Raw genomic sequence first — 24,414 nt, forward strand, 5'->3', positions numbered from 1 at the left:
GGCCCGGTTGGGGGTGGAAGATTATCGTTTTGGTTGCCGCTAGGGAGGGGAATAGACCCCCAGACAGGGGGATGGAAAAAGGCGATTTTTAACACAGTATCTGTGGTTGCGCTTGGTGAAGTTCTGGTAAACGCGGTGGATATAACCGGTGTGACAAAATCTACGCAAATTATTCGGACAAGCACGTTAATCTTGAGGTGGAAGGCACAGTTGGGGCTTTATTTCCCCAATTTTCACACCCACCCTCAGGAGAATTACTAATGACCGCCACTATCCCAGGGCTCGTCGGAGAGCTGCCGACTAAAAACGAAAAGCTTATCGGCTGGATCAGCGAGAACGTTGAGCTTTTCCAGCCGGACCAGGTGGTCTTTGTAGACGGCTCCCAGGACGAGGCTGACCGTTTGGCCGCAGAGCTGGTGGAAAAGGGCACGCTTATCAAGCTGAATGAGGAAAAACGCCCTAATTCCTACCTGGCTCGCTCCAATCCTTCCGACGTTGCCCGTGTGGAATCCCGCACCTTCATCTGTACCGAGAATGAAGAAGGCGCCGGCCCGACCAATAACTGGGCGCCGCCAGCTGCGATGAAGGAAGAAATGACGGAGGCATTCCGTGGTTCCATGAAGGGCCGCACCATGTACGTGGTTCCCTTCTGCATGGGCCCTATTAGCGATCCGGAACCAAAGCTGGGCGTGCAGCTGACTGACTCCGCCTATGTGGTGCTCTCCATGCGCATCATGACCCGTATGGGTGCGGAAGCCTTGGACAAGATTGGTACCGACGGCGATTTCGTCCACGCCCTGCACTCCGTGGGTGCCCCGCTAGAGGCAGGCCAGGAAGATGTGGCGTGGCCATGCAATGACACCAAGTACATCACCCAGTTCCCAGAGACCAAGGAAATCTGGTCCTACGGTTCCGGCTACGGCGGCAACGCCATCCTGGCGAAGAAGTGCTACGCGCTGCGCATCGCTTCTGTCATGGCTAAGGAAGAAGGCTGGATGGCTGAGCACATGCTCATCCTGAAGCTCACCAACCCAGAGGGTAAGAAGTACCACGTTGCGGCCGCCTTCCCTTCGGCATGCGGCAAGACCAACCTGGCCATGATTACGCCGACCATTCCGGGCTGGAAGGCTGAGGTCGTCGGTGACGATATTGCCTGGCTGCACCTGCGCGAGGACGGCCTTTACGCAGTCAACCCGGAAAATGGTTTCTTCGGCGTGGCCCCTGGCACCAACTACGGTTCCAACCCGATTGCCATGCAGACCATGGAGCCGGGCAACACCATCTTCACCAACGTTGCGCTTACCGACGACGGCGATGTCTGGTGGGAGGAGATGTCCAAGGAGGCGCCAGAGCACCTCATCGACTGGACCGGTCAGGATTGGACTCCGTCCTCCTCCACTAAGGCTGCGCACCCGAATTCTCGTTACTGCGTCCCGATTTCCCAGTGCCCGAGCGCCGCACCAGAGTATGACGACTGGCAGGGCGTGAAGATCGACGCCATCCTCTTCGGCGGCCGCCGCAAGACCACCGTCCCGCTGGTAACCCAGGCCTTTGACTGGAACCATGGCACCATGATCGGCGCTCTGCTGGCTTCCGGCCAGACCGCTGCCGCAGAAGGTAGCGTCGGCACCCTGCGCCACGACCCGATGGCTATGCTGCCGTTCATTGGTTACAACGCCGGTGACTACCTGCAGCACTGGATCGATATGGGTGAAAAGGGCGGCGACCGCATGCCGTCTATCTTCCTGGTTAACTGGTTCCGCCGTGGCGATGACGGCCGCTTCCTGTGGCCGGGCTTCGGCGAGAACTCCCGCGTGCTCAAGTGGATCATTGACCGCATTGAGGGCAACGTTGAGGCCGAGGAAACCGTCGTGGGCCACACCGCCCGCGCCGAGGATATCGACCTCGAGGGCATCGACTTCGATATCGAGGATGTTCGCGCCGCTCTCGCCGTCAACCCGAAGGATTGGGAAGGCGATATGCAGGATAACGCCAGCTACCTCAACTTCTTGGGCTCCCGCGTGCCGTCCGAGGTGTGGGACCAGTTCCACGCCCTGAAGGAGCGTGTAGAGAACGCCTCTTAAGCTCTAAGCTCAATAGCACCCAGCGACAGCACTGTTGTTGGGTGCTATTTTTGCAGCACTAGCGTCAAGTTAGAAACCGCGAATTCCCGCACCCCTGGCACACGGGTGAGCCACCAAGCCCAGCTGGGGTGATAGCGGGGGAAGGCGAGTTGGAGCGCGCCGGTGCGCTGGGCCCAGGCAAGGCCGGCGGAGCAGGGGACGTCGAAAAGCGAAGTGCCAAAGACATTTTTGGGCGGATGGCCGTGGTGGCGGGTATAGCGATCGCGGGCAAAGCCACCCCCAATGTAGTGCTCCCACAGGCCGGTCTCGTGGCCGCCAAAGGGGCCGAGCCACACCGTGTAGCTCAGGATGGTAAGTCCGCCGGGGCGGGTTACGCGCAGCATCTCCTCGCCCATATCCCAGGGATTGGGGATGTGCTCGGCCACGTTGGAGGAATAGACCACGTCAAAGGAATTATCGGCAAAGGGCAGGTTGGTGCCATCGCCACGCACGGAATTGCTTAAATGGATGCCGGCCGCAGACATCTCGCCGGCATCTGGCTCCAATCCCACATAGCGGGCGCCGCGCCGGGAAAAGGCGTCCGCAAAATAGCCCGGTCCGCCGCCGACATCGAGCACCCGTGCTCCGAAAAGCTGCACGCCCAAGTCGCGGCCGAGGCTATCCACCAGCGCGGTCGTATCCTCCGCGAGCCCGCCGTAGAAAATCTCCGGGCGCGTCTGCTCAAAGCGGAAGGAACGCAGCAGCTGAAAGGAGCGGCGCAGCGTGGCCATCTCACGGGTATGTCTCATAACCCACTAGGCTAATACCTCACGATGAAGATTCTTTTACTATGCTGGCGCGATTCCACCCACCCGCAAGGCGGTGGCTCGGAGCGCTACTTGGAGCGCGTGGGCGGGTACCTGGCGTCCCAAGGCCACGAGGTGGTCTTTCGCACCTCCAAGCACATGAATGCCGCGCGCCGGGAGGTGCGCGACGGCGTGCGCTATAGCCGCGGCGGCGCCAAATTCGGCGTGTATCCGCGTGCCTGGGCGGCGATGCTGGCCGGCCGCCTGGGGCTGGGAGATCTGCGCGGCGTGGATGCGGTAATCGATACCCAAAACGGCATCCCTTTCTTCGCCCGTCTGGTGTCTGGCGCGCCGACGGTGCTGCTTACCCACCATTGCCACCGCGAACAATGGCCGGTGGCGGGCCCTCTCCTCGGCCGGCTCGGTTGGTTCCTTGAGTCCCGGGTGGCCCCGCGTGTGTATCGCGGCGCTCCCTATGTCACCGTGTCTGAGGCCTCCCGCGAGGATTTAGAGGCGCTGGGCATTAAGGGCGCGCACATCATCGCCAATGGCCTGGACCCGGTCCCTGATCACGTTCCTTCCCTGGAACGAGAGGCCGAGGTGCATCTAGTCACGCTTTCGCGCCTAGTGCCACATAAGCAGATCGAGCATGCCATGGATACGGTGGCGCAGACCCCGGGCGCGGTCTTGGACGTCATCGGCTCCGGCTGGTGGGAAGCTAACCTGCGTGCCTATGCCGAGGAGCATGGGGTAAGCGATCGCGTGCGCTTTCGCGGCCAGGTGACCGAGGACTATAAGCACGCCCTGCTCGCCCGCGCCGATGCCTTGCTCATGCCTTCGCGCAAAGAGGGGTGGGGTTTGGCAGTAATGGAGGCGGCCCAACATGGGGTGCCCGCCGTTGGCTATACATTTGGCCTGCGTGACAGCGTTATCAACGGCAGGACCGGCATTCTGGTAGAGCGCGAAGAGGATTTCGTGGCGGCCACCAAGCAGCTGCTTGCCGACGCCCCCCTTCGCCGCACCCTCGGCTCCAACGCGCGGGATTTTGCCGCTAGCTTCTCGTGGAAGAAGACCGGCGAGCAGTTCGCGGAATTGCTGCAAGGGCTAGTAGCGGACACGCCATCCACAAAGCGGTAAGCGCCCACGGAACCTGCGGCCGCGGCGCGTTGGTTTCCGCGGCTATGGCACCGTCCACCACGACCACACCGACGCCGACCTCGGCCAGCCGGTTCATATCGTGCTCTTCCCACGCGTGCAGCGCCGCCCGGTAGTGCGGCGAGGCTTGGTCCACCACGGTCCCGTCTACGCTCAATTCTCCTGATTCCACCATGGCCACCGCCTTGGAGTAGGGGTCGACGGCCACGCCGCCGGGTACCTCCACGAGGTTGGCGCGCTCCGGGAAGAAGGCCACGCGGCCGTCAATCGCGCGCACCAACTGCTCATCTACCCCCGTATCCCGTGGCGCGAGCACAGCGAGGCGTCCCGGAACGGGCAGCAGCTGCACGGTCGCGGCCATGGTGGCCAGTGCCGCCGGAAGATTCGGCAGCGCCCCCAGTGAGGCCACATAGAGCGGCAACGCCAACATGGTCAGTTTCCCGCTATCGCGCAGCAGCGCCGCCCCCGGTACGTGATCGATGGACCACACCAGAGCACCGGGAACCAGCCAGAAGAACATCGCTCCGCCGAGCCCCATCGCCGCGAGGACGCTTAACCGTGCGGGAACCCGCCACGCCCCGAGCAGGGCGATGATCGCCACGATGACGCCGCACACGGCGAATCCGATGGCCGCCTCCGCATTCCAGATACCGCCGAGCCGCAGCAGCGCGCCCGCGGTGCCGACGTAGTCTTCTGCCCGCGGGCCAAACGCGGCCACCGCCGCCGCGGTATCGCCGGGCGCGGCGGGGTTGAACATGCCCGGAATGGCCCACGGCAAGCACAGAATCACGCCGCCGAGCGCTACCCGCTTGCGGCAGGTCACCGCCGCGGTCACCACGGCAAAGAGCCCGCCCGTAGGGGTAAGCGATGCTCCCCACATGGCCAGCCACGCCACCCAGCTGTGCTTTCTTCCAGCCCACGCGATGACCGGCAACAGCCACGCAGCCACTGCAAGCGACCACTGGCCCTGCAGGAGACGCTCGATGACGAAGGGATTGGCCACCGCCACCGCCATCGCGCTCACCGCGGCGACTGTAGAGCGTGCCCAGCGCGCCGCGGTGAGCGCGGAGGACGCGGCGGCGGCAAAAATGAGCACCCGTGCCGCCCACGCGCCGCCCACGAGAGCAAGGAAACCGTCCTGCGGTGCGTTGCGGGCGGGCAAACTGCCGTCACCAAAGGCAGAAGGGGAAAGCGCCGGATGGTCAAGCAACGCCATATCGCGCCACAAGAACTCGCCGGGCAAGGCAAAGGGCCAGCACACCGCGGCCACGAGGAGGGTGCCCCAGATGAGGAGTAAAAGACGCCTAGCCTTCACGGTGGCGGCGCATGTACATATAGGCGGCACAGAGCAATAGACCAACGCCGATGGCCTTGCCGGCCCAGCCGACCACCATCAAGGCGCGAATGGTGCGAATGACCGGACGTACCTCATCAAGGCGCTCCGCGCGGGTCTCATCGGACCAGCGCAGATCGGCGGCGAAGATGGAGCGGTCTTCTGTATCGTCATTCGCCACCATGGTGCCGGCTTGCTTTTCGTCCGCGGCAAAGAAGATCTTGATGTTCTCGCGCAGGTCCACCATGGTGCCGGTGGTGGGCTCGACGGAGATATCGCGGCCGATGGTGTAGAAGGGCTCCACCGTGACCCGGTCAGTGGCATCTAGGCCAAGGAGCTCGCGCGACTCGGCGTCGTAGAACCGCTTCGCCGACCCGGAGATGCGGAAATCCTCGGCCGCTAGTTGCTTATCGCCGGTGCCGGTATCGACCTCGGCGGTAATGCTTTTGCGCATATCAGCCAAGGAAATGGGCTGGATATCGTGGTGGAAAGAATAGGTGGGGATACCGTCGAGCTTTTCCGTCGTGGTGAAGTCCACCGCCGTGGAGGATTGCGTCGCTAGATCGAAAAACGGATAGGAGCGCTGCTCGGTACCGGAGGGAAAGAAGTAGTTGATTCCATCGCGCTCGAAGTCGGTGCGGGCCATGCCGGTATCCAGCGCCGGTAGCACAAACTTCCATTTATCCTTTGGCGCAGCAACTGGGTAGGTGGACTCGCGGTTCAACACGGAATGCTCGGTGATTTGGGCAAGGGGAGTATCGCCGGCGAGCAGGCGAGAGAGCGAATCGGAGTTAGCGAGCGCATCATCTTCTGCCACCTCAGAGGTGGTGGTATTGCGCTCGATAGTAAGCAGGTCGTGGTGCAGGTAGCACCACATGGGTGTCTGCTTTTCTTGGCACTGTGGGTCCTTGCTATCGCCAGAGGCTTTGGCCCCGGCGATGAACTCGGGCGCTTCCATCCACACCCCGGCCGACGGCGCGGTGACGGTGTTGATGTTTTGGTCGAAGGCCAGCGGCCGAGTCTGATTGTTATACAGCGGCGGCACCACGGTACCCAGCACCAAGAAAATGACGGCGGCAATGACAACCCACGCCAGTGGCGAGCGTGGCCAAAGGTAGCGTTTCATTGCAGTAATATGTCCAATCAGTTTCAGGTCGATCCGGGGTTAGGAGCAAGCGTGCAGCCGCAGGCATCTGTGAAAAGCGTACCCCAGCATCTGCCGGAGCTAGACGGTCTACGCGCGGTCGCTTCCCTTGGAATCATTGTCACCCACGTGTCTTTTCAGACCGGAACCGGGTGGGGGTTTGCCGGGCGCTTTGATTATTTCGTCGCTGTCTTCTTTGCGCTCAGTGCCTTCCTCTTGTGGCGTCGCCGCGGCTTGCACACCTTATCCGGCTATGCGCGCTCGCGCGTGGCCCGCCTAGTGCCGGCCTATTATGCCTGCGTGGTGGCGGTGATGCTCCTGCTTCCCGACGCCCACTCGCTCACCCTCACCCAACTGCTGAGCAACCTCACCTCTACCCAGATCTATGTGGTGGACGGGCTAGCGCCGGGGCTTACTCACCTGTGGTCGCTATGCGTGGAGTTCTTCTTCTACCTTGCCCTGCCTGTGTTGGTGTGGCTTCTTGGGGTGCTGCCGCGGCGCTGGCGGGTAGCGGCCATCGCGCTGGGCGCCGTGATTAGCTGGGCCTGGGGTTTTGTTCCCTTTGTGGCCGATTACTCCAAGGATCAGGTCAATTCGCAGATTTGGCCGCCGGCGTATGCTTCGTGGTTTGCCGTGGGAATGCTGGCCGCGGAATGCGAAGAAGCTGGTGTTAGCCGGCGCGTGCAACGCGCGCTGCGGCCGCGCTGGGCATGGTGGCTCGTGGCAGCGGTGGTGCTGTGGATTTCCAGCCGCGAGTGGTTCGGGCCGCAGGGACTGGTGCATCCAGAGCCAGGTGAATTTTCCCGCCGGATCATTGCGGGAGCGGCCTTCGCCGCAGTCGTGGTGGTACCGGTGGCGCTCGCCCCACGGGATAAGTCCTGGCTGACCAGCCCGCTCATGCAGGCACTGGGCGCGTGGTCCTATTCCATCTTCTTATGGCATGTGGCCATTCTGGGACTGGCGTTTCCGCTTACCGGGGTGCCGCTGTTTAGCGGGAAACCCCTGGACTTTTGGGTGATTCTGGCCGTAACGGTGGTGGCCACCGTGGTGGTCTCGGCCGCGAGCTATACGCTCATCGAGCGTCCCGGCCGGGATCTTCTCCTCGGTCGGAGGCGAAAAGACAGGCCACGCCCGCGGCACACAAGCAGCTAAGTAGGAGCGAATCGCCCGCATAGGATCCCGATGTCCACGGCGCGCGGGCGAGGATCGCCCCGGCCGCCGCTACGACACCGGGCGCGAGGTAGGCGCGCGGAATGGTGGTCCAGCGCAGCACCAACCAAGCGGCAACGGCCGCCACCGCGGCCGGCCAGCCGGTCAGGGCCAGCGCGCCGAGAGCGACTACGGCCGAGGCGGCACCGCCGCGCGGCGCGCGCCAGGTGGGCTGGGACGAGCGCCGCGCGGCCGCCAAGATGCACAGGCCGAGGGTGAGCAAGCCCAAGGCGCCGCCGAAGAGGAGGGTGGCGCGGTAAACCGGTTGGGCGGCAAAGGTCATGTGGAAGTCACCGGAGCGGCCGGCCGGAATGACAAAAGCTTGGGTGGCCGCATCGATCTCGCGCGGGGTGAGCTCTTCATTGCCCAAATAACCGCGCAGGCCCTTATTGAAGGCGCGACCGGTGACCAAGAGGCGATCCTTATCAGCGGCTGCAACCGAGTACCCGGTGGGCTCGGAAGAGCCTGCTGGTTGCCAGCCCTCCTCGCGCAGGCTCACCCATGGTCCAGTGGTGCGCACGCGGTGCGTGCCAGGGTTGAGGGTGAGGGAATCGCCGGGGGAGTAGCGCTGGGCGTCGATAAGCACAGGCTTGGTGGAATCTACCTTTACCCGCATGGGGCGCGGCGCCGTGAAGTCGCGGATGAGCACGCCAGTATCCTGCAGCATTTGCTGGAAGAAGAATTGGTGCACGTCAGGGGAGGTATCCGGGACGGTCACCACGCGCTCGACCGGCTGGCCTTCTACCTCTAACTCCGCGATGCCGGTGCGGTGGGATAGCTCTACGCGGATGGCCTCGGTATCGCCGCCGGGAACGCGGACTTCCTGCGAGCGGAAGGGCTGCAAGTCCACGTCTACGGCCGCGCTGCCAGAGCGCACGGTTACCGTGGTGGCGCTGGTGGCCATGAGCTTGAGTCGCGGCTGGGTGAAAGAACCGCGCAGTTCAATCCACCCGGCATCATCGCCCGGCGCGGGCCACCAGGCGGTGGAGTTCTCCCCGTCCACGGCGGCCGTGGCGGACTTTTTCGGCTGGGCTCCGCCAAAGGCCGTGGCATCGGCAGCCGAGGAGGAGACCGCCACGGAACCGCCGTGGGTTTCCACCTGGGTAAGGGGCCCAGCGGAGGGATAATCGCGCAGGCGGTTATTCACGTGGCTGGGGTCGTCCGCGGCCAGGGGCGCGGAGATAGGGCCATCAAGGGTGCCGTAGTTGCGGTCCGTGAGCGTCGGGGTATCGGTGACGATATCGGCGTCGCGATCGACGAGCTGTCGAGTGGTGGGGGTGGAATGGGCATCGAGAAGCGCCAAGGCTTCCCCGCCGCCGGCCACGCGCACTGGGTCCGTGGGTCCTAAGGACATGCCGGTGTGGTTGAGCAGGATGACATCGACCTCGCCGAAGCGATGGACCTCGCCGCCAAACTCGCTGGCTAGGGCATCGTCATCCCCGGTGAAGAGATCGTGGCGCACCATGACCGCGCCGATGCCCAAGCGCTGCAGGGAGCGCACGCCGGTAGCCGGATCCTCCTTGAGCGCGGCCATCACACCATCGAGCCCGCGGATTGCTTCTGGGGGCACAAGTGGAATGGCATCGCGCACGGCCCAGGGGACATCGAGCAGCGGCTGAGCCGGCTCGTCGCGCGTCCATCCCCAGGTCTGCCGGGCAAAGGACGCCTCTGGGTAGATAAGGGTGCGGGTATCGGCAGCATGGGTATTGATAAAGTCCGTTGCCTCCTGCCAATAGGAAGGCACCTCCTTATAGGCACCCAGCGGCAGCAAGCGCTGTGACCACGCTGGGGAAACCACCGCGATGCACAACAGCAGCGTCAGTGCGCCGAGCGTCTGCTTCTTGCTGGGGTGCAAGCTTCTTGGCAGCGGCAGGTTCGCGCAGGCGCGCGCCACGCCCAGAAGCAGGGGGATGCGCACCAGCGGATCGAATTTATGCAGGTTGCGCAGCGCGGCCAGCGGTCCATCGAGCGCATCGAGGTACCACGCCACCTGGCAGCCCAGCACAACGATGCCCACCACCAGCATGACGGACCACACGCGCGGCAGCTTGGTAAGACCGTAGATGCCTACCGCCGCGATGCCCATGGTGACCAGCACAAAGAAGGACTCGGTGGCAAGTTCATAGCCGGCCACGCGCTCGGTATCAACGAACGGCGTCCAACTCGTGGTTCCGCGCAGAATCTCTGGCAGGTTAAGCCAGCGCGTGGTCACGCGGGCGGATTCGATGAATTCCGTAAACGGCGGGGCATAGCGGCCAAGCACGATAAGGGGACCGATCCACCACGCCGATACTGCCAGGCAGCCTAAAAGCCAGGCCGCGCCGGGCTTGAATGCACGGCGGTAGAGCAGGATTACTGCGGCCGGGATACACGCCGCGATGGTGGCAGTGGCATTGACCGCACCCATCAGCGCCACGGGGATGGTGGCCGCGGCGGCATCGCGCCAGGTGAGCTTGGTATTGAGGAAGGGCAGGATAACCCAGGGAGCGAGCATGACCGGCCAGGTCTCAGAAGAAATGGCGGTCAGGGTAGAAAGCGTGCGCGGCGAGAGCGCGTAGAGCATCGCTGCAACCCAGACCCACCAGCCACGCAGGCCCACCTTGCAAGCGAGCTTATGGAAGCCGGTGAAGCCGACGCCCAAGACCAGCAACCACCACAGGCGCTGGGCTACCCAATCGGGCAGGGGCTGGGTTAAAACGAAGAATGGGCCCTGGGGAAAGAGGTAGCCATAGGCCTGATTCTGCAGCTGTCCTAGGGTAAAGGTATCCGTATAGGCGCTTAGCGCCCCGCGGAGAAAGTGCAGCGGATCGGCCGCCAGATCATGCTTGGTATCGGCCGCCGTCAGCCCCCACGGCTGCACCGCGAGGATGAGCGCTAGGGCAAAAATCCCCAGCGGGTAGGGGCGGGCAAGCCGCCCGCGGAGGGTACTCACACCTAGTTGCGGGATCCGTACTCAGGGCCGCCCAAAACCGCATCGGAGGCAGAAACTGCATTGCCTTCCGGCACGGTATCGGTGCCGGAGAACTGAGCGATGCCGATGATGGTGATGACGCCGAGCGCGATGCCCACAACAGCGCTACCGATGGCAGGGCCAAGGGTACGCTTGTTCAAAGAATCGGTTTCCAGAGCCATGGCTAAAGATATTAGCAGCTATTTAGAAGTATTCGGCCTCATCGTCGTCCGCGTCATCCTCGTTTTCTTGCGGCACGATAAAGACGGGGAGGCCGGCATTGCGCACAATCTGGTCGGCGGTGGAGTTGGTCCACCAGGCGCGGAAACCGGTCAGGGCGCGGGTGCCGGTGACGATGACGTCCACGTCCAGCTCGTGTGCGGCATCAATGATGGCGGAGGAAATGGTGGTAGCGGATTCCACCAGGTGGGCGCGGCCGGCTAGGCCCAAGCTTTCGGCCAGCTCGATACCTTGGCGACAAATCTTCAGCGCCTCTTCATAGGCCGGATCCTCCTCGACGCCGTCCGGGGAGACGGTGGACTGGTGCATTCCGGTGCGACTGACAGCGCGGGCGGTCTGCCGGGCTACCGGCTCCCAGGCGGTGAGGATTTCTACCGTGGTGGGCCGCAGCAGCTGGGCCGCGTACTCGAGGGCGCGGCCGGCTCGTTCGGTGCCATCGTAGGCAATTAGCATTGTCTCGCCGTTACTCATGTCACTAGTCTACCCACCGCTTGCGACAGAACGCGAGGAATATTGCACACTAGAAGGCATGAAAACTCCGCGCATCCTTGCCAGCCTCGCCCTCGTGACGGCCTTGGGCGCCTGCTCTACCTCCCCCCAGGAGGACAACGAGAGCCAGGGCTCCACCACCCCGGCTGGGTCGAGCTCACCTGCCGCGACGCACGAAACGCTCGAAGAGATCTCGCAGGAGGCCGCCCCGCAGCAGGACATCCGCGCCATGGCTGCTTCCGTGCTGATGCCGCCGGTCACCAACTACGACGATGCTAAGGCCAAGCTGGAGGCAGGTGTGGGCGGAATCTTTATCCCTAGCTGGGCGGATCCAAACTTGCTGCAGGAAGAGGGCCGCGATATTAATGCCCTGCGCCAAGAGGTGGGCCGCGACTTTGAGGTCTCCATCGATTTTGAGGGCGGGCGCGTGCAACGTTTCTCGGAGATCCTGGGCGAGTACCCCGCGCCGCAACAGATGGCGGCCGAGCGCTCTCCGCAAGAAGTGGAGGAGCTCGCGCACGAGATTGGCACGAGCCTCAAGGCGCATGGCATTAACGTGGACTTCGCGCCGGTGCTCGACGTCGATGGCAACGGCTTGGAAGTTGTGGGCGATCGTTCTTTTTCCACCGATCCGGCCCAAGCGGGCGAGTATGGCGCGGCCTTTGCACGTGGGTTGGATTCGGCCGGGGTCAAGGCCGTATTCAAGCATTTCCCGGGACACGGCCGTGCTTCTGGCGATACCCACCTGGCCGAGGCCGTTACCCCGCCGCTAGAAGAGCTAGAAGGCCACGAGTTCATTCCCTTTAAGGCTGCTCTTCCCCAAGCGCCCAATGCCGCGCTCATGATGGGCCACCTCGCCGTGCCCGGCCTGGGCGATGGTCAGACTCCCGCTTCCATCCTGCCGGAAGCCTATGGCCTAGCCCGCGAGACCCTGCAGTACGACGGGCCCATCTATACCGATGACATCGGTGGCATGAAGGCGATTGCGGATTCGCTCCCGCTTGCCGACGCCGTCGTGACCTCCCTCAATGCCGGAGCCGACCTGCCCCTGTGGTCCACCGACGGGGACATTAATGCGGTGATCGACGCCGTTGTTGGCGCAGTCGACCAGGGCCGCCTGCCACTCGAACGCCTTGCGGACGCCGCCCGCCATGTCAGCGCTCCCCCGGCCAGCGCTGCACCCGAGCCCGCACAGGACTAGGAAAAATGCCACTAAAACCGTTAACCTTTAAGGCGTGAAAAAGGCAGAAGGAAAAAACGGTGCTAAAGGCTGGCTCATCGCGCTCGGCGTATTGGTTGGCCTTGTCCTGATCGCGGGCATTGCTTATGCCTGGGATGTCGCAGCAAACCAGGACAAGATTCCGCGCGCCGTTTCCGTCAACGGCGTGGATATCTCCGCCATGGATCGCACCGCCGCCGTGGAGAAGCTCGAAGACGAGCTTGCGGGCGTAGAAACCGAGCCCGTGAGCGTTACCTCCGGCGACCTGCACACCGATTTCGTTCCCTCCGAGTCGGGCCTCGCCCTGGATAACCAGCGCGCCGTGGACAATATTGAGGAGCCTTCCCTCAATCCTTTTACCCGCCTGTATAGCTTCTTCCGCTCCACCCGGGATATTCCGGTAGAAACCAATGTGGATGAGGCCCAGCTGCAACCGGCTCTGGACCGCGTGAAGAAGGATCTCTCCACCGATCCAGTCGATGGCATGCTGGAGCTCAACAATGGTGAGCTCAAGGTCACCGACCCCAAGCTCGGCCAAACCGTGGATGCCGGCGCCCTGCACAATGCGGTTACGGATAATTGGCTCGATTCCGAGGGCGTAAACGTGGCCCCAGAAGAGGTAGAGCCGGCCATCAATGATGAAGCTATCGAGGCCATGCGCACCGGCGATGCCGCCAAGGCGCTGGATAATCCCATTACCCTGAAGGCCAAGAATAATGTCAGCGCTACCCTGAACAAGCCGGAAATCTCCCAGTTCACCAGCATTGAAAAGAAAGACGGCAAGCTTAAGCTCGCCGTGGATACCAACCGCGCGCAAGAGCTGCTGGCCGAGCGCTCCGAGGGCGCCGATGTCCCGGGCGTAAATGCCAAGATTTCCTTCAACGGCAACGATAAGCAGGTCACCCCGTCGGAAGATGGCGAGATCATCGACTGGGAGCCGACCATGAAGGACTTTGACAAGCGCGTGACCGGCGATGACCGCGAGTGGGATGCTACTTACAAGCCGGACCCGGCAGAGTTCACCACCGACGATGCTAAGAAGGCGACCTTCAACGACACCGTGGGCGAGTTCACCACCGAGGGCTACTCCGCTGCCTCTGGCAAGAATATCGAGCTGGTGGCCCAACAGGTCAACGGCGCCGTGGTCAACCCGGGCGAGACCTTCTCCCTCAACGGCCACACGGGCCCTCGCGGCACGGCACAGGGCTACGTTGAGTCCGGCATCATTATCGATGGCCACTCCGGCTCCGCCGTGGGCGGCGGCATCTCCCAGTTCGCCACCACCTTGTACAACGCTGCCTACTTTGCGGGCATGGAAGATACCGCCCACACCCCGCACTCGTACTACATTTCCCGCTACCCAGCCGGCCGCGAGGCCACCGTGTACGAGGGCGCCATCGACCTGCAGTTCACCAACACCTTCAATACCCCGGTCCGCATTGAGACCGACTTTGGTGGCGGCAAGATCACCGTGCGCCTGAAGGGCACCAAGACCGTCGACGTCGAGTCTGTGAACAACGGCCGCTGGGCTAAGACCGACCCACAACCTATGTCCGTGCCCGGCAGCGACTGCTCGCCTTCTTCTGGCGCGCCGGGCTTTACGACGTCCGATACCCGCATCATCAAGGACCTAGGCGGCAAGGAGCTCTCCCGCGAGACCACCACCACGGTCTACGACCCGCAGCCCATAGTTCGCTGCGGCTAGTAGACTCGGCGCCATGGAAGAGCGAACCCTTACCACGCTCATATTTGGCAACGTGGTCGTTGAATCCAACCTGCGCGGGGCAGAACTTCGCATCTACAGCGAAGACTGGCGCGGATATCAGCGCCGGACCGATTGTGGAATGACGTTCCGCGCCCCGCTAGATGACATCCGCGGCACTGTTCCTGAGCGCGATCTTGTCGCGCTCACGGAGAAATTCTTCGAACCAGCCGCCGCAGAGTTGGAAGCACACTATCCAGGCGGGGTAGAACGAGCACAAAAAGAACTGGCCGAGTGGCTAAGCGCCACCGACTAGCACGATATTGTCCCCCCGAAAATTGGAGCCGACGACGGGAATCGAACCCGCGCTAGCAGCTTGGGAAGCTGCAGTTCTACCATTAAACTACGTCGGCACTGCGCGTTTGTGCGCTCCGGCCTACTATACACCGCGGCCTTCGGCATGAGTAGAATTGGGGCCGTGCTTCTTTCAGATCGTGATATCCGTGCCGCCATTGACGCCGAAGAATTGGGCATCGAGCCCTTCGACAGCGAACTTATCCAGCCCTCGTCCGTAGACGTGCGCCTAGATAAGTACTTCCGAGTCTTCAATAACTCGCGGTACACGCATATTGACCCCAAAGAGGAAATGCCGGATCTCACCACCTTGGTGGAGGTAGAAGAAGATCAGTCCTTCATCCTGCACCCAGGCGAGTTCGTGCTGGGCGCCACGCTGGAAAAATTCACCTTGCCGGCAGACTTGGCCGGTCGCTTGGAGGGCAAGTCTTCCCTCGGCCGCCTAGGCCTGTTGACCCACTCCACCGCGGGCTTTATTGACCCTGGTTTTTCCGGCCACATCACGCTCGAGCTTTCTAATACCGCCAACCTGCCCATCGCCCTGTGGCCGGGCATGAAGGTGGGGCAGCTGGCTATCTTCAAGATGACTTCACCAGCGGAAAGCCCATATGGCACCGGCTCGCTGGGGTCGAAGTACCAGGGCCAGCGCGGCCCGACGCCATCGAAGTCTTACCTGAATTTTCGATAGGCTTAAACCGGCATTCACATAGAGCCTCTAATATGGGGTTTTATGCGTATGACTGTAATCGGCACCGGATACTTGGGTGCAACCCATGCTGCCTGCATGGCCGAGCTCGGCCATGAAGTACTAGGCGTGGACGTAGATGACAATAAAATTTCCGCTCTTAAATCGGGCAAGGTTCCGTTCTTTGAACCGGGCCTGCCGGAGGTTCTCGAGCGCAATATCGAGGCCGGCCGCCTTGACTTCAGCACGGACTATGAAGAAGCAGCCGCGTTCGGCAACCTGCATTTTTTGGGCGTAGGTACCCCGCAGCGCCGCGGTTCCTATGCGGCGGATATGACCTATGTGAAAGCCGTCATTACGGACCTGGTGCCCAAGCTCAAGGGCGATCACATCATCTTTGGTAAGTCCACCGTTCCGGTGGGAACGGCGGCAGAGCTCCAGGAGCTGGCTAATGAGCTTGCCCCAGAAGGCACCACCGTGGAAATCGCGTGGAACCCGGAGTTCCTGCGTGAGGGCTACGCCGTTAAGGACACCATCACCCCAGACCGCATCGTTCTCGGTGTGCGCGAGGGCGAAAGCCGTGCCGAGGAGGTAGCTCGCGAGGTTTATGCTCAGCCGCTCTCGCAGGACACCCCATTCATCGTGACGGATTGGCAGACCGCCGAGCTGGTCAAGGTCTCCGCTAATGCGTTCTTGGCCACCAAGATTTCCTTTATCAACGCCGTTTCTGAGATCTGCGAGATTGCAGGCGCGGACGTTACCGCTCTTGCCGACGCCATTGGGCTCGACGAGCGCATCGGCCGCAAGTTCCTTGGCGCCGGTCTCGGCTTTGGTGGCGGTTGCCTGCCCAAGGACATCCGCGCTTTCATGGCCCGCGCTGGCGAGCTGGGCGCCGACCAAGCGCTAACCTTCCTGCGTGAGGTGGACGCTATCAATATGCGCCGCCGTGACCGCGTGGTGGACCTGGCCAAGGAAGCCTTCAATGGTTCCCTGCTTGGTCACCGCGTGACCGTATTGGGTTGCGCGTTTAAGCCGAATTCCGATGACGTGCGCGATTCGCCCGCCCTTGCCGTAGCGGGTTCCCTGTCGCTGGCTGGCGCGGCAGTAACCGTCTATGACCCAGAAGGCATGGACAACGCGAAGAAGGTATTCCCCACCTTGGATTATGCCGCGGACACTGACGATGCCCTGCGCGAGGCTGAACTGGTGATTTTGGCTACCGAGTGGAAGCAGTTCAAGGAATTGGATCCGCAGCAGGCAGGCCAGCTGGTGGACAATAAGCACATTATCGATGGTCGCAATGTGCTGCCTGTCGCAGATTGGCAGCAGGCAGGCTGGAAGGTTGAGGCCTTGGGGCGCACCCTCTAGGTCCTCTACTTCTGAGATACAAAGGCTGAGCAGCGAAATAATCGCCCTGCTCAGCCTTTTGTATAGGGGCCTAAGCCTGTGCGCGCTGTGGCACTGTGAAAGCTGCGATGGCCGTAGTGATGGGAACTGCGAGGGTCAATGCCATCGCACCCACTCCGGAACGCAGCAGCTCAGTGGCGACGAGATCGCTGCTCAAAATCTGGCCGGCAGGGCGTTCTGCTGCGGTAATCAGCATGAGCAGCGGCAAGGCTGCGCCGGTATAGGTGAGAATCAACGTATAGACCATGGAGGCGATGTGGTCGCGGCCCACCTTCATTGCGGAGAGGAAAAGCTGTGAAGGGCGAGCATCAGGGTCCGCTCCGTGGAGTTCGGTAATGGTGGATGCTTGGGCCACGGCGACGTCGGCAAGGCTGCCCAAGGCACCGACCACAAAACCGCATAAGAGCACGCCACGATGGACACGTTGGGCATATAAAGAAGTAGCTTCAGGTTGTCCTCGGAACTATAGCCTTGTAGCTGCGAACTATCGATAGCGGCCCACGCTAACGCTGCTGCAAGAATGAGAGCGATAAGGGAGCCGCCCACCGCCGATGCCGATTTCCAATTCAGGCCGTGGACGAGAGGAACGGCGAGCAGAATGATAGCGGAGCAGGCGACCAGGGCGGACCAGAGGGGGTTATGGGCGTCGATAAGAGCGGGGACGAGGAACGCAAAGATCACGCCTAGGCTGAGCGCCAAGCCGATAAGGGCGCGCACGCCATGCCAGGCCGCAAAAGCGATAATGACGACGGCCACGATAACTGCCCACAGAGCTAGGCTTCCGGTGCGCTGATAATCAGCGAAAGCATAGGACACAGCACCGGAAGGGTCATTAGCCTTGGAAAGAACAATGTTGTCGCCCGGTTTGAGCTGCGGATCGCCGGCATTTCCGTAGGTGACCAATTGAGTCATGCGTCCTTCGTCCTCGCCGGAGGTGATGTTGACCAAGGCGCGGTCGCACTGCACTTCCTCAGTCCCCGGAATGAGCGGCGGTTTATCAAAGGCCTGTCCAGTAAGTTCCGATTGGCAAGCCGAGTGATCTGTCGTGTCGACCGTGCCCTCGACCTGTGGGTGGTTGAGGGCATAGGTTTGCTGAAAATCAGTGGAGGTGTGCTCGGAGGCTGGACTCTGAGGCCACAGCAATGCCATGCCCGCGATGGTGGCAATAAGCGCTGTGACGAGCACACCGAGCAAAGTCAATCGCCATGGATGCTGAGTTATCGAAGTAGAGAGCCGACGCCATGAACTAGGGGTCGGCTGAGATTTAGGTTCCGCAGAATGTCTTCCCATGCACCATATTGTTATGGATTATCACTATCATTAGCAACTGGCGGGAAACTACTGCTTGTAGCTCACTAGGAAGTTACCTAGGCGCTCAATGGCGTTTTCGATTTGGGATGCCCACGGCAGCGTCACCACGCGGAAGTGATCCGGGTTCGGCCAGTTAAAGCCGGTGCCTTGCACCATGAGGATCTTTTCTGCCTTCAAAATATCCAGCATGAGCTTGGCATCATCATGGATCTCATACACGTTCGGATCCAAGCGCGGGAAGAGGTACAGCGAGCCCATGGGCTTTACCGCAGAAACGCCCGGAATCTCGTTGAGCTTTTCGTAGGCAATATTGCGCTGGCGCAAAAGGCGCCCGCCGGTACCGGTGAGCTCGTAGATGGACTGCCGGCCACCTAGCGCCACCTGGATAGCGTGCTGCGCTGGCACATTCGGGCATAGGCGCGTTCCGGCGAGCAACTCCAGTCCCTCGATGAAGCCACGGGCGTGGTGCTTAGGGCCGGTGAGCACCATCCAACCAGCGCGGTAACCACATACGCGGTAAGCCTTGGACAAGCCATTAAATGTGATGGTGAGCAGGTCTGGGGCGAGCGAAGCGATGGAGATGTGCTGCGCGCCGTCGTAAAGAATGCGGTCATAGATCTCATCGGCCAAGATGAGCAGGTTATGTTCGCGGGCGATGTTGACAATCTTCTGCAAAACTTCGCGCGAGTAGACAGCACCCGTTGGGTTATTCGGGTTGATGACCACAATGGCCTTGGTCTTATCCGTGATCTTGGACTCGATGTCCTCGATCGATGGGTTCCAGTCGTCCTCCTCATCGCACAGGTAGTGCACTGGGGTGCCACCCGCCAGGGACGTAGCTGCCGTCCACAGTGGATAGTCCGGCGCCGGGATGAGAACCTCATCGCCATTATTGAGCAGCGCCTGGGTGGTCATGCTGATGAGCTCGGAGACGCCATTGCCCAAGAAGACATCGTTGATATCAAAGGGCGGAAAATCTTCAAGCTCGTAGCGGGTAACAATGGACCGACGAGCAGAAATGATTCCTTTGGAGGTGGAATAGCCCTGGGAAGTAGGCAGGGCAGCGATCATATCGCGCATGATGACATCGGGAGCCTCGAAGCCGAAGACGGCTGGGTTACCGGTGTTGAGTTTCAAGATGGTGTGCCCATCGAGCTCCATGCGTTCCGCTTCCGCAGAGACCTCGCCGCGAATGTCATACGCGACGCCCTTGAGTTTGTCGGACTGGTCAAAGATGCGGTGTTTCGGAGAAGTCATGGGAATATTGTGCCACGATTCACAGCTACACAAAACGCTTTAACAGCGGCGATGACTATTTTTTATTCCACTCGCTGAATTTGCGCTTGGCCAGATCCATAGCCTGTCCGGTTATTTCGCCGGCTTGCATGCGGCGATCGGCCCACATCTTTTCTTCGATCATTTTTTGCTGTGCGCGCTCATGCGCCGTGAGTGCGCGAATCTCGCGCAATTGCTCTTTTTCAATTTGGCGCACGGATGGGGCGTGCCACGAGGATGGGCCCACCTTGGCAACGTAGAGCAGAATCCACAGGATAGGGATGAGCGCGGCTGCTACCGCGCCTCCCAGCAAAAGCCATGGGCTGCTCAAGGTCGCGCTCATCACGATAAGCGTTGGGCTGGCAACGGCAAGCACCACCGAGCCGGAAAGTGCGGTCGCAAACTTTGGCTTCTTGCCCGCATTATGGGCGCGCGTGACCTCACCGCGGGAATAGACCTTGACCTCGTGGGAACCACGCGCCGGAATGTCTTGGAAGACGGGCACGAGGTCTTGGTGGGTGTGGGCGCGCATGACGTCGTCCGAGCGGTCTTCGAACTCTTCCATGGTTAACCGGCCTTCACCCACGGCGCGGGCGAGGTCATTGATTGCATCGTTGCGCTCGGAATCGGACAGGCGCATCGTCCGATTGATAGGGGAAGAACCAAAGCTATTACTCACGCTTCCCAGTCTAGGAAATTTCCTCCCTGCTAGGGGCGTGCTCTTAGCGAACGCTGCCTATAGGTCCTTGGTCTCAGCGGCGGAAGATTCCTCGTCCTTCTTTTCGGGCTGCTTCTTGCCGCCCACCAGGCTGGCGAGGAATGGGAAGAGGGCGACAGTAAGTGCGCCGCCGGAGACAAAAATGGAGGCATTTTCGGGTTCCATAATCTTGGAGTTCACCGCCAAGGTGGTCACCGCCACGATGATCGGCAGACCGGTGGCGGAATACAAGCCCACTTGGAGGCGCTCGCGGATGGTTTCAATATCGGATCCGGTATGCGCTACATTTTCGCGCAGGAAGACCGGTAGACCACGCGTCACCAGAATGAGGGCTGGAATGCCCAGCACCTTCCACGGATTATTGGCAATGGTATCCCAGCTAATGCTCATGCCGGAGACCACAAAGAAGACCGGGATAAGCATCGAATAAAACACCACATCGAGGCGGTGTTCAAGGCGGCGGTGGAATTCATCCGGGATGATGCGGTTCAAAATAATGCCAGCGGCAAAGGCGCCGAGCACGATATCGAGTTCAAAGACTGCCGTAACCGCCATGAGGATGGCCAGAATCAGGATGATAAGACGCAAGATCGTCTGGTTGGTGGAGCCCGCACCGGAGATAAAGGCGGTCTTCACCCAGGGGATGGTCGAGGCGATGGCCGCTGGCATGACGGCGACGGCAACGGCGATGATGATGAAGAACAACAAAATGATCATCGTCGTCAGCGTGGAACGAGTACCTAGCAACAGCGCCATTGCGGTAATGGGGGCGACCTCACCAATGGCACCATGAATCATCACGGAGTTGCCCACCTTGGTGCCTAGAATGCGGTCCTGTTTCAGCATCGGCGTGAGCGTGCCCAGCGCCGTTGAAGTCAGGGCCAAGGCGACGACGATGGCACCTGGCACGTTATCCACCAAGAAGTAGGCGCCCACTCCACAGGCGAGGGCACAGATGATCCAAGTAGATAGTGCCGTTCCGGCTTCTTTGGTTTTGAGGGTAGAGATTTGAATCTCAAAGCCTGCAAGAAGGAACAGCGCGCCCACGCCGAGCTCCTTGAGCATTGCGATGCCTTCGTCCTCGGCCGCGAGGTCGAGTACGGAAGGACTAATAATCATGCCGAAAATCAGCAAGAGGGCCACCGACGGCAGGCGGTAGCCCAACATATAAGAGACCAGCGGCGCGAGTAGAGCCGCGGCCATAATCCAGGCGAAAGAGACGAGGGAATTTGTATTTTCAGTTGCGCCTGCCGCCAGCAGCAGGGCATCGGTGGCGAGTCCCGCATTAAAATGCATGGACTACAGCGTACGCACCAATGCCCCTGCGTGCCTACTCAGATTCAGGTGGCTTGGGCACGCTTTCCGACGCCGGTGGTGCCGGAGCCGCCGGCGGTGCTGGCGGGGTCGGTGCGGCTGGCGGCTCAGCCTGTGGCGGTTTCGGCGTCGCTGGAGGCGTCGGTGCTGCGGGTGCTGCGGGTGCGCTTGGCGGTGTTGGAGCGGCTGGTGCTTTTGGTGCAGGTGCTGCCGGGACGCTCGGTGGGGTAGGCGTGCTTGGTGTTGGGGGAGCTGCCGGTGCTTGGGGAGTCTGCGGTGCAGCTGGCGGGGTCGGCGTCGACGGAGCAGGTGGTGCACTTGGTGCGGGCACAGCCGGTGGTGCGGGTGCGCTTGGCGGTGTTGGAGCGGCGGGAGCCTTCGGCGCAGGTGCTGCTGGAGCACTCGGAGGAGTAGGGGCGCTTGGTGCCGCGGGTGCACTAGGTGGCGTCGGAGCGGCTGGTGCTTTTGGTGCAGGTGCTGCCGAGGCGCTCGGTGGGGTAGGCGCGCTTGGTGCTGTGGGAGCTGCCGGTGCTTGGGGAGTCTGCGGTGCAGCTGGCGGGGTCGGCGTCGACGGAGCAGGTGGTGCACTTGGTGCGGGCGCAGCCGGTGCTGCGGGTGCAGCGGGTGTGCTTGGTGCTGCTGGTGCCGAGGCGGACGGGGTGGTAGGAGCGTTGGAAGTGGGGGCGTCGGCAAGCGGGACTTCGTTGGTGCCTGCGGACTTTTGGTGGCGCACAGGGGTGGCCAGGAACGCCTTGGGGTGGGGCTCAGGGAGGGTGCCGGACTCGTCGAGGGAAATAGAATTGCGCAGCATAACCGCCACGTCATTGACCTTGGTAGTGGGGGCGGAATCCTGCGCCAAGGACTTCACACCGCCGGTCATCATGACATTGCAGAAGGGACAACCGGTGGCGATTTCTTCCGCGCCGGTCTCCAAAGCCTGCTCGGTGCGGAAATCGTTGATGCGGGTGCCGAGCTTTTCCTCCATGAACATGCGGGCACCGCCGGCGCCACAGCAGAAGGCTTCATCGCGGTTCCTGTCCATCTCGCGCAGCTCCACGCCGGTGGCCTCGAGCAGCTCGCGCGGAGGATCGAAGACCTTATTGTGGCGGCCGAGGAAGCACGGATCGTGGTAGGTAATGGGCTTGCGGTTTTCCGGCGTGCGCGGAACCGGTTTGAGCAAGCCCTCGCGGACCAGGCGGTTGAGCAGCTGGGTGTGGTGGAAGACGTCGAAGTGCCCGTCAAAGTCCGGGTACTCATTGCGGATGGTGTTAAAGCAGTGTGGGCAGGTGGTGATGATCTTGCGCTGGCCCTCCGGGACGCCGTCAAAGGCGTTGTTGAGGGTTTCAACGTTTTGCTGCGCCATCATCTGGAAAAGGAACTCGTTGCCGGCGCGGCGGGCAGGATCACCCGTACAGGTCTCACCCGTGGAGAGCACGCCAAACTTTACGCCTGCGGTATGCAGCAGGTCTACTACGGCACGAGTGGTGCGGCGGCCATCGTCATCATAAGCGCCAGCACAGCCCACCCAGAGCAGGTATTCCATATCGGAGAAATCGGCCTCGTCCTCACCGATGATGGGGACGTCGATGCCATCGGCGCGGGCCTCATCGATCCAGGCGCGGCGCTCAGAATTATTCCGGCCCCATGGATTGCCCTTGTTTTCCATATTCTTAAACAAGCCGGTGAGCTCGGAAGGGAAGTCCGATTCTGCGAGCACCTTGAAGCGGCGCAGGTCCGCAATGTGGTCGATGTGTTCAATATCGGTTGGGCACTGATCCACGCAGGCACCGCAGTTAGTACAAGACCACAGCACGTCATCGTCGATGACGCCGGCCATGGACAGCACATCCAGGCCTTCGTGCGGGTTGTAATTATCCAGTGCGCCCTGACGCAGATCCATCATGACCTTTTTGGGGCTCAGAGGCTTTTCGGTATTCCACGCCGGGCATAGTTCTTGGCAGCGGCCGCACTCGGTACACGAGGTGGAATCCAGCAGCATCTTCCAGCTACCTGGGGTGATGTCTTCCTCCAAGTCCAGGGTGGGCAGGGATTGTAGGGCCTTTTCACCGGTGGCGTTGCGCTGGAAGAAGATATTGAAAAAGCTGGTGAAGCGGTGCCACATCACGCCCCACTGGAAATTGCGGGAAATGAAGACGATAAACAGCATGCCGGACAGCAGCTTGAACAAGGCGAAGAAGCTCACCAATGCCGGGGATTCGGGGAAGAGCTTGGCCAAGTGGATGCTCAAGAAATCCGCCCAAGCGGAACCGCCGCCGTAGGTGGCGATCTTGGTGGATTTCACCAAGATCATGCCGAGTCCCTCAGAAAAGACAATGAACTCTACCCAGCGTGCCGAGGTGGTCTGGGAGTTGAAGAAGCGGCTGCCGCGCTCGGTATCGCCAAGTTTGAGGCGCACGGCGATGAGGAAACCAATACCGAGGACCGTCGCGATGCCCAAGACTTCCTCAACGAAGTGGTAGACCGGCCAGTGGCTGAGCCAGGGCCAGCCCTTGTCCGGCGCGAAGGTTTGAATATAGGCCTCAAACCACACCAGGATGCCGAAAAGGAATCCCACCATCACCAGCCAGTGGGCGGCATTGACCAGAGGCTTACCCTTGAAGTGGGAATGGCCAAAGACCTCTGCAATAACGCGCCATAAACGCTTGCCTATATTATCGGTGCGCTTGAGCTGGTTAGGTCCGCCGGAGCGGATGAACTTGAAGAGGGCCCATACGCGGGTGAAAAAGTACAGCCACACCGGAATCGATGCAGCTATAGCGATCCAACCGAACACGGTGGTCATGCGTGCTCCTTTATTACTGATGCTCCACGTTGTTATCTACCTTAAAGCCTCGGGGCAAAAATCCCAGAGTCTGCATTCAGTGCGGTGCCGCGGCGGGGTGGACTGTACACTGTCAAGATGAGAAACTCGGCCGTCACATTCTTTTGAACGTGCTGTACACGGCGGCAGAGTAAAGCCAGTGCCGGTGCCTGCAGCGTGGCCTAACCTGGCAAGAAGAGAGCCTAAACCGCCGTAGAA

General features: G+C 61.4%; 18 protein-coding genes, 1 tRNA gene and 1 pseudogene. 8 read left to right on the forward strand and 12 right to left on the reverse strand.

Going from position 1 to position 24,414, the window contains the following annotated elements; all coding sequences use genetic code 11:
- Positions 1-260 precede the first annotated feature (260 nt).
- Positions 261-2,084 (forward strand): phosphoenolpyruvate carboxykinase (GTP), encoded by a 1,824-nt coding sequence (locus MHY24_RS03980; protein WP_239228431.1) that lies wholly within the window; start codon positions 261-263, stop codon positions 2,082-2,084.
- A 44-nt stretch (positions 2,085-2,128) separates the two neighbouring features.
- Here the strand turns inward: MHY24_RS03980 and MHY24_RS03985 are convergent, their stop codons facing one another.
- On the reverse strand, positions 2,129-2,872 hold the full coding sequence (locus tag MHY24_RS03985) for a class I SAM-dependent methyltransferase (RefSeq protein ID WP_239228432.1): 744 nt from the start codon (positions 2,870-2,872) through the stop codon (positions 2,129-2,131).
- A gap of 24 nt (positions 2,873-2,896) precedes the next feature.
- Between MHY24_RS03985 and MHY24_RS03990 the strand changes: the two genes are divergently transcribed.
- A complete protein-coding gene (locus MHY24_RS03990; RefSeq protein WP_239228433.1) occupies positions 2,897-4,006 on the forward strand; it encodes a glycosyltransferase family 4 protein in 1,110 nt (369 codons plus the stop codon).
- Here MHY24_RS03990 and MHY24_RS03995 read toward each other — a convergent pair.
- Entirely contained in the window at positions 3,921-5,339 is a 1,419-nt protein-coding gene (locus tag MHY24_RS03995) for a hypothetical protein (protein WP_239228434.1), read from the reverse strand. The genes MHY24_RS03990 and MHY24_RS03995 overlap by 86 nt on opposite strands.
- Positions 5,329-6,483: a DUF3068 domain-containing protein gene (locus MHY24_RS04000; RefSeq protein ID WP_239228435.1), complete on the reverse strand. Its 1,155-nt coding sequence runs from the start codon at positions 6,481-6,483 to the stop codon at positions 5,329-5,331. The genes MHY24_RS03995 and MHY24_RS04000 overlap by 11 nt, the downstream gene beginning before the upstream one ends.
- Positions 6,484-6,492: 9 nt before the next feature.
- Here MHY24_RS04000 and MHY24_RS04005 point away from each other — a divergent pair, with 9 nt between their 5' ends.
- The gene (locus MHY24_RS04005) at positions 6,493-7,653 is read left to right on the forward strand and encodes an acyltransferase (RefSeq protein ID WP_239228436.1); all 1,161 of its coding nucleotides are present in this window, start codon (positions 6,493-6,495) and stop codon (positions 7,651-7,653) included.
- Here the strand turns inward: MHY24_RS04005 and MHY24_RS04010 are convergent.
- Genes MHY24_RS04010 through MHY24_RS04020 form a run of 3 tightly spaced genes read right to left on the reverse strand, consistent with a single transcriptional unit; the run spans position 7,574 to position 11,371 of the window.
- Positions 7,574-10,642, reverse strand: a complete 3,069-nt coding sequence (locus MHY24_RS04010; RefSeq protein ID WP_239228437.1) for an alpha-(1->3)-arabinofuranosyltransferase family protein — start codon at positions 10,640-10,642, stop codon at positions 7,574-7,576. The genes MHY24_RS04005 and MHY24_RS04010 overlap by 80 nt on opposite strands.
- 2 nt (positions 10,643-10,644) lie before the next feature.
- The gene (locus MHY24_RS04015) at positions 10,645-10,842 is read right to left on the reverse strand and encodes a DUF2613 domain-containing protein (protein WP_005325448.1); all 198 of its coding nucleotides are present in this window, start codon (positions 10,840-10,842) and stop codon (positions 10,645-10,647) included.
- A gap of 22 nt (positions 10,843-10,864) precedes the next feature.
- Positions 10,865-11,371 (reverse strand): universal stress protein, encoded by a 507-nt coding sequence (locus tag MHY24_RS04020; RefSeq protein ID WP_049359996.1) that lies wholly within the window; start codon positions 11,369-11,371, stop codon positions 10,865-10,867.
- 58 nt (positions 11,372-11,429) lie between these two features.
- Here MHY24_RS04020 and MHY24_RS04025 point away from each other — a divergent pair, with 58 nt between their 5' ends.
- From MHY24_RS04025 to MHY24_RS04035, 3 genes are read left to right on the forward strand one after another with little or no spacing between them, the layout of a single operon-like run.
- Positions 11,430-12,590 (forward strand): glycoside hydrolase family 3 N-terminal domain-containing protein, encoded by a 1,161-nt coding sequence (locus tag MHY24_RS04025; protein ID WP_239228438.1) that lies wholly within the window; start codon positions 11,430-11,432, stop codon positions 12,588-12,590.
- Positions 12,591-12,624: 34 nt separating this feature from the next.
- A complete protein-coding gene (locus MHY24_RS04030; protein ID WP_239228439.1) occupies positions 12,625-14,313 on the forward strand; it encodes a VanW family protein in 1,689 nt (562 codons plus the stop codon).
- 13 nt (positions 14,314-14,326) lie between these two features.
- The gene (locus MHY24_RS04035) at positions 14,327-14,626 is read left to right on the forward strand and encodes a hypothetical protein (RefSeq protein WP_239228440.1); all 300 of its coding nucleotides are present in this window, start codon (positions 14,327-14,329) and stop codon (positions 14,624-14,626) included.
- 23 nt (positions 14,627-14,649) lie between these two features.
- On the opposite strand, the gene MHY24_RS04040 is transcribed toward MHY24_RS04035, so the two are convergent.
- Positions 14,650-14,723: transfer RNA gene (locus MHY24_RS04040), tRNA-Gly, on the reverse strand.
- A 65-nt stretch (positions 14,724-14,788) separates the two neighbouring features.
- On the opposite strand from MHY24_RS04040, the gene dcd reads away from it, so the two are divergent.
- Together dcd and MHY24_RS04050 are read left to right on the forward strand one after the other, a co-directional pair.
- Complete coding sequence (dcd, locus tag MHY24_RS04045; RefSeq protein ID WP_005329405.1) at positions 14,789-15,352, forward strand: dCTP deaminase; 564 nt, start codon at positions 14,789-14,791, stop codon at positions 15,350-15,352.
- A gap of 42 nt (positions 15,353-15,394) precedes the next feature.
- The gene (locus tag MHY24_RS04050; protein ID WP_204610818.1) at positions 15,395-16,717 is read left to right on the forward strand and encodes a UDP-glucose/GDP-mannose dehydrogenase family protein; all 1,323 of its coding nucleotides are present in this window, start codon (positions 15,395-15,397) and stop codon (positions 16,715-16,717) included.
- A 70-nt stretch (positions 16,718-16,787) separates the two neighbouring features.
- Here the strand turns inward: MHY24_RS04050 and MHY24_RS04055 are convergent.
- The 5 genes and pseudogenes from MHY24_RS04055 to MHY24_RS04075 all read right to left on the reverse strand — a co-directional run bounded on the left by MHY24_RS04055 (position 16,788) and on the right by MHY24_RS04075 (position 24,177).
- A pseudogene (locus MHY24_RS04055) lies at positions 16,788-17,950 on the reverse strand (YibE/F family protein).
- Positions 17,951-18,094: 144 nt separating this feature from the next.
- On the reverse strand, positions 18,095-19,324 hold the full coding sequence (locus MHY24_RS04060; protein WP_179387070.1) for a pyridoxal phosphate-dependent aminotransferase: 1,230 nt from the start codon (positions 19,322-19,324) through the stop codon (positions 18,095-18,097).
- Positions 19,325-19,379: 55 nt separating this feature from the next.
- Positions 19,380-20,021 carry a DUF1707 domain-containing protein gene (locus tag MHY24_RS04065; RefSeq protein ID WP_239228441.1) on the reverse strand — a complete coding sequence of 214 codons (642 nt, stop codon included), beginning with the start codon at positions 20,019-20,021 and terminating at the stop codon, positions 19,380-19,382.
- Positions 20,022-20,078: 57 nt separating this feature from the next.
- A complete protein-coding gene (locus MHY24_RS04070; RefSeq protein WP_204610820.1) occupies positions 20,079-21,356 on the reverse strand; it encodes a cation:proton antiporter in 1,278 nt (425 codons plus the stop codon).
- Between the two features lie 34 nt (positions 21,357-21,390).
- Complete coding sequence (locus MHY24_RS04075; RefSeq protein WP_239228442.1) at positions 21,391-24,177, reverse strand: (Fe-S)-binding protein; 2,787 nt, start codon at positions 24,175-24,177, stop codon at positions 21,391-21,393.
- Positions 24,178-24,414: the final 237 nt, after the last annotated feature.

This window comes from Corynebacterium sp. ACRPQ, from assembly GCF_022347225.1.
GTDB classification, from domain to species: domain Bacteria; phylum Actinomycetota; class Actinomycetes; order Mycobacteriales; family Mycobacteriaceae; genus Corynebacterium; species Corynebacterium tuberculostearicum_D.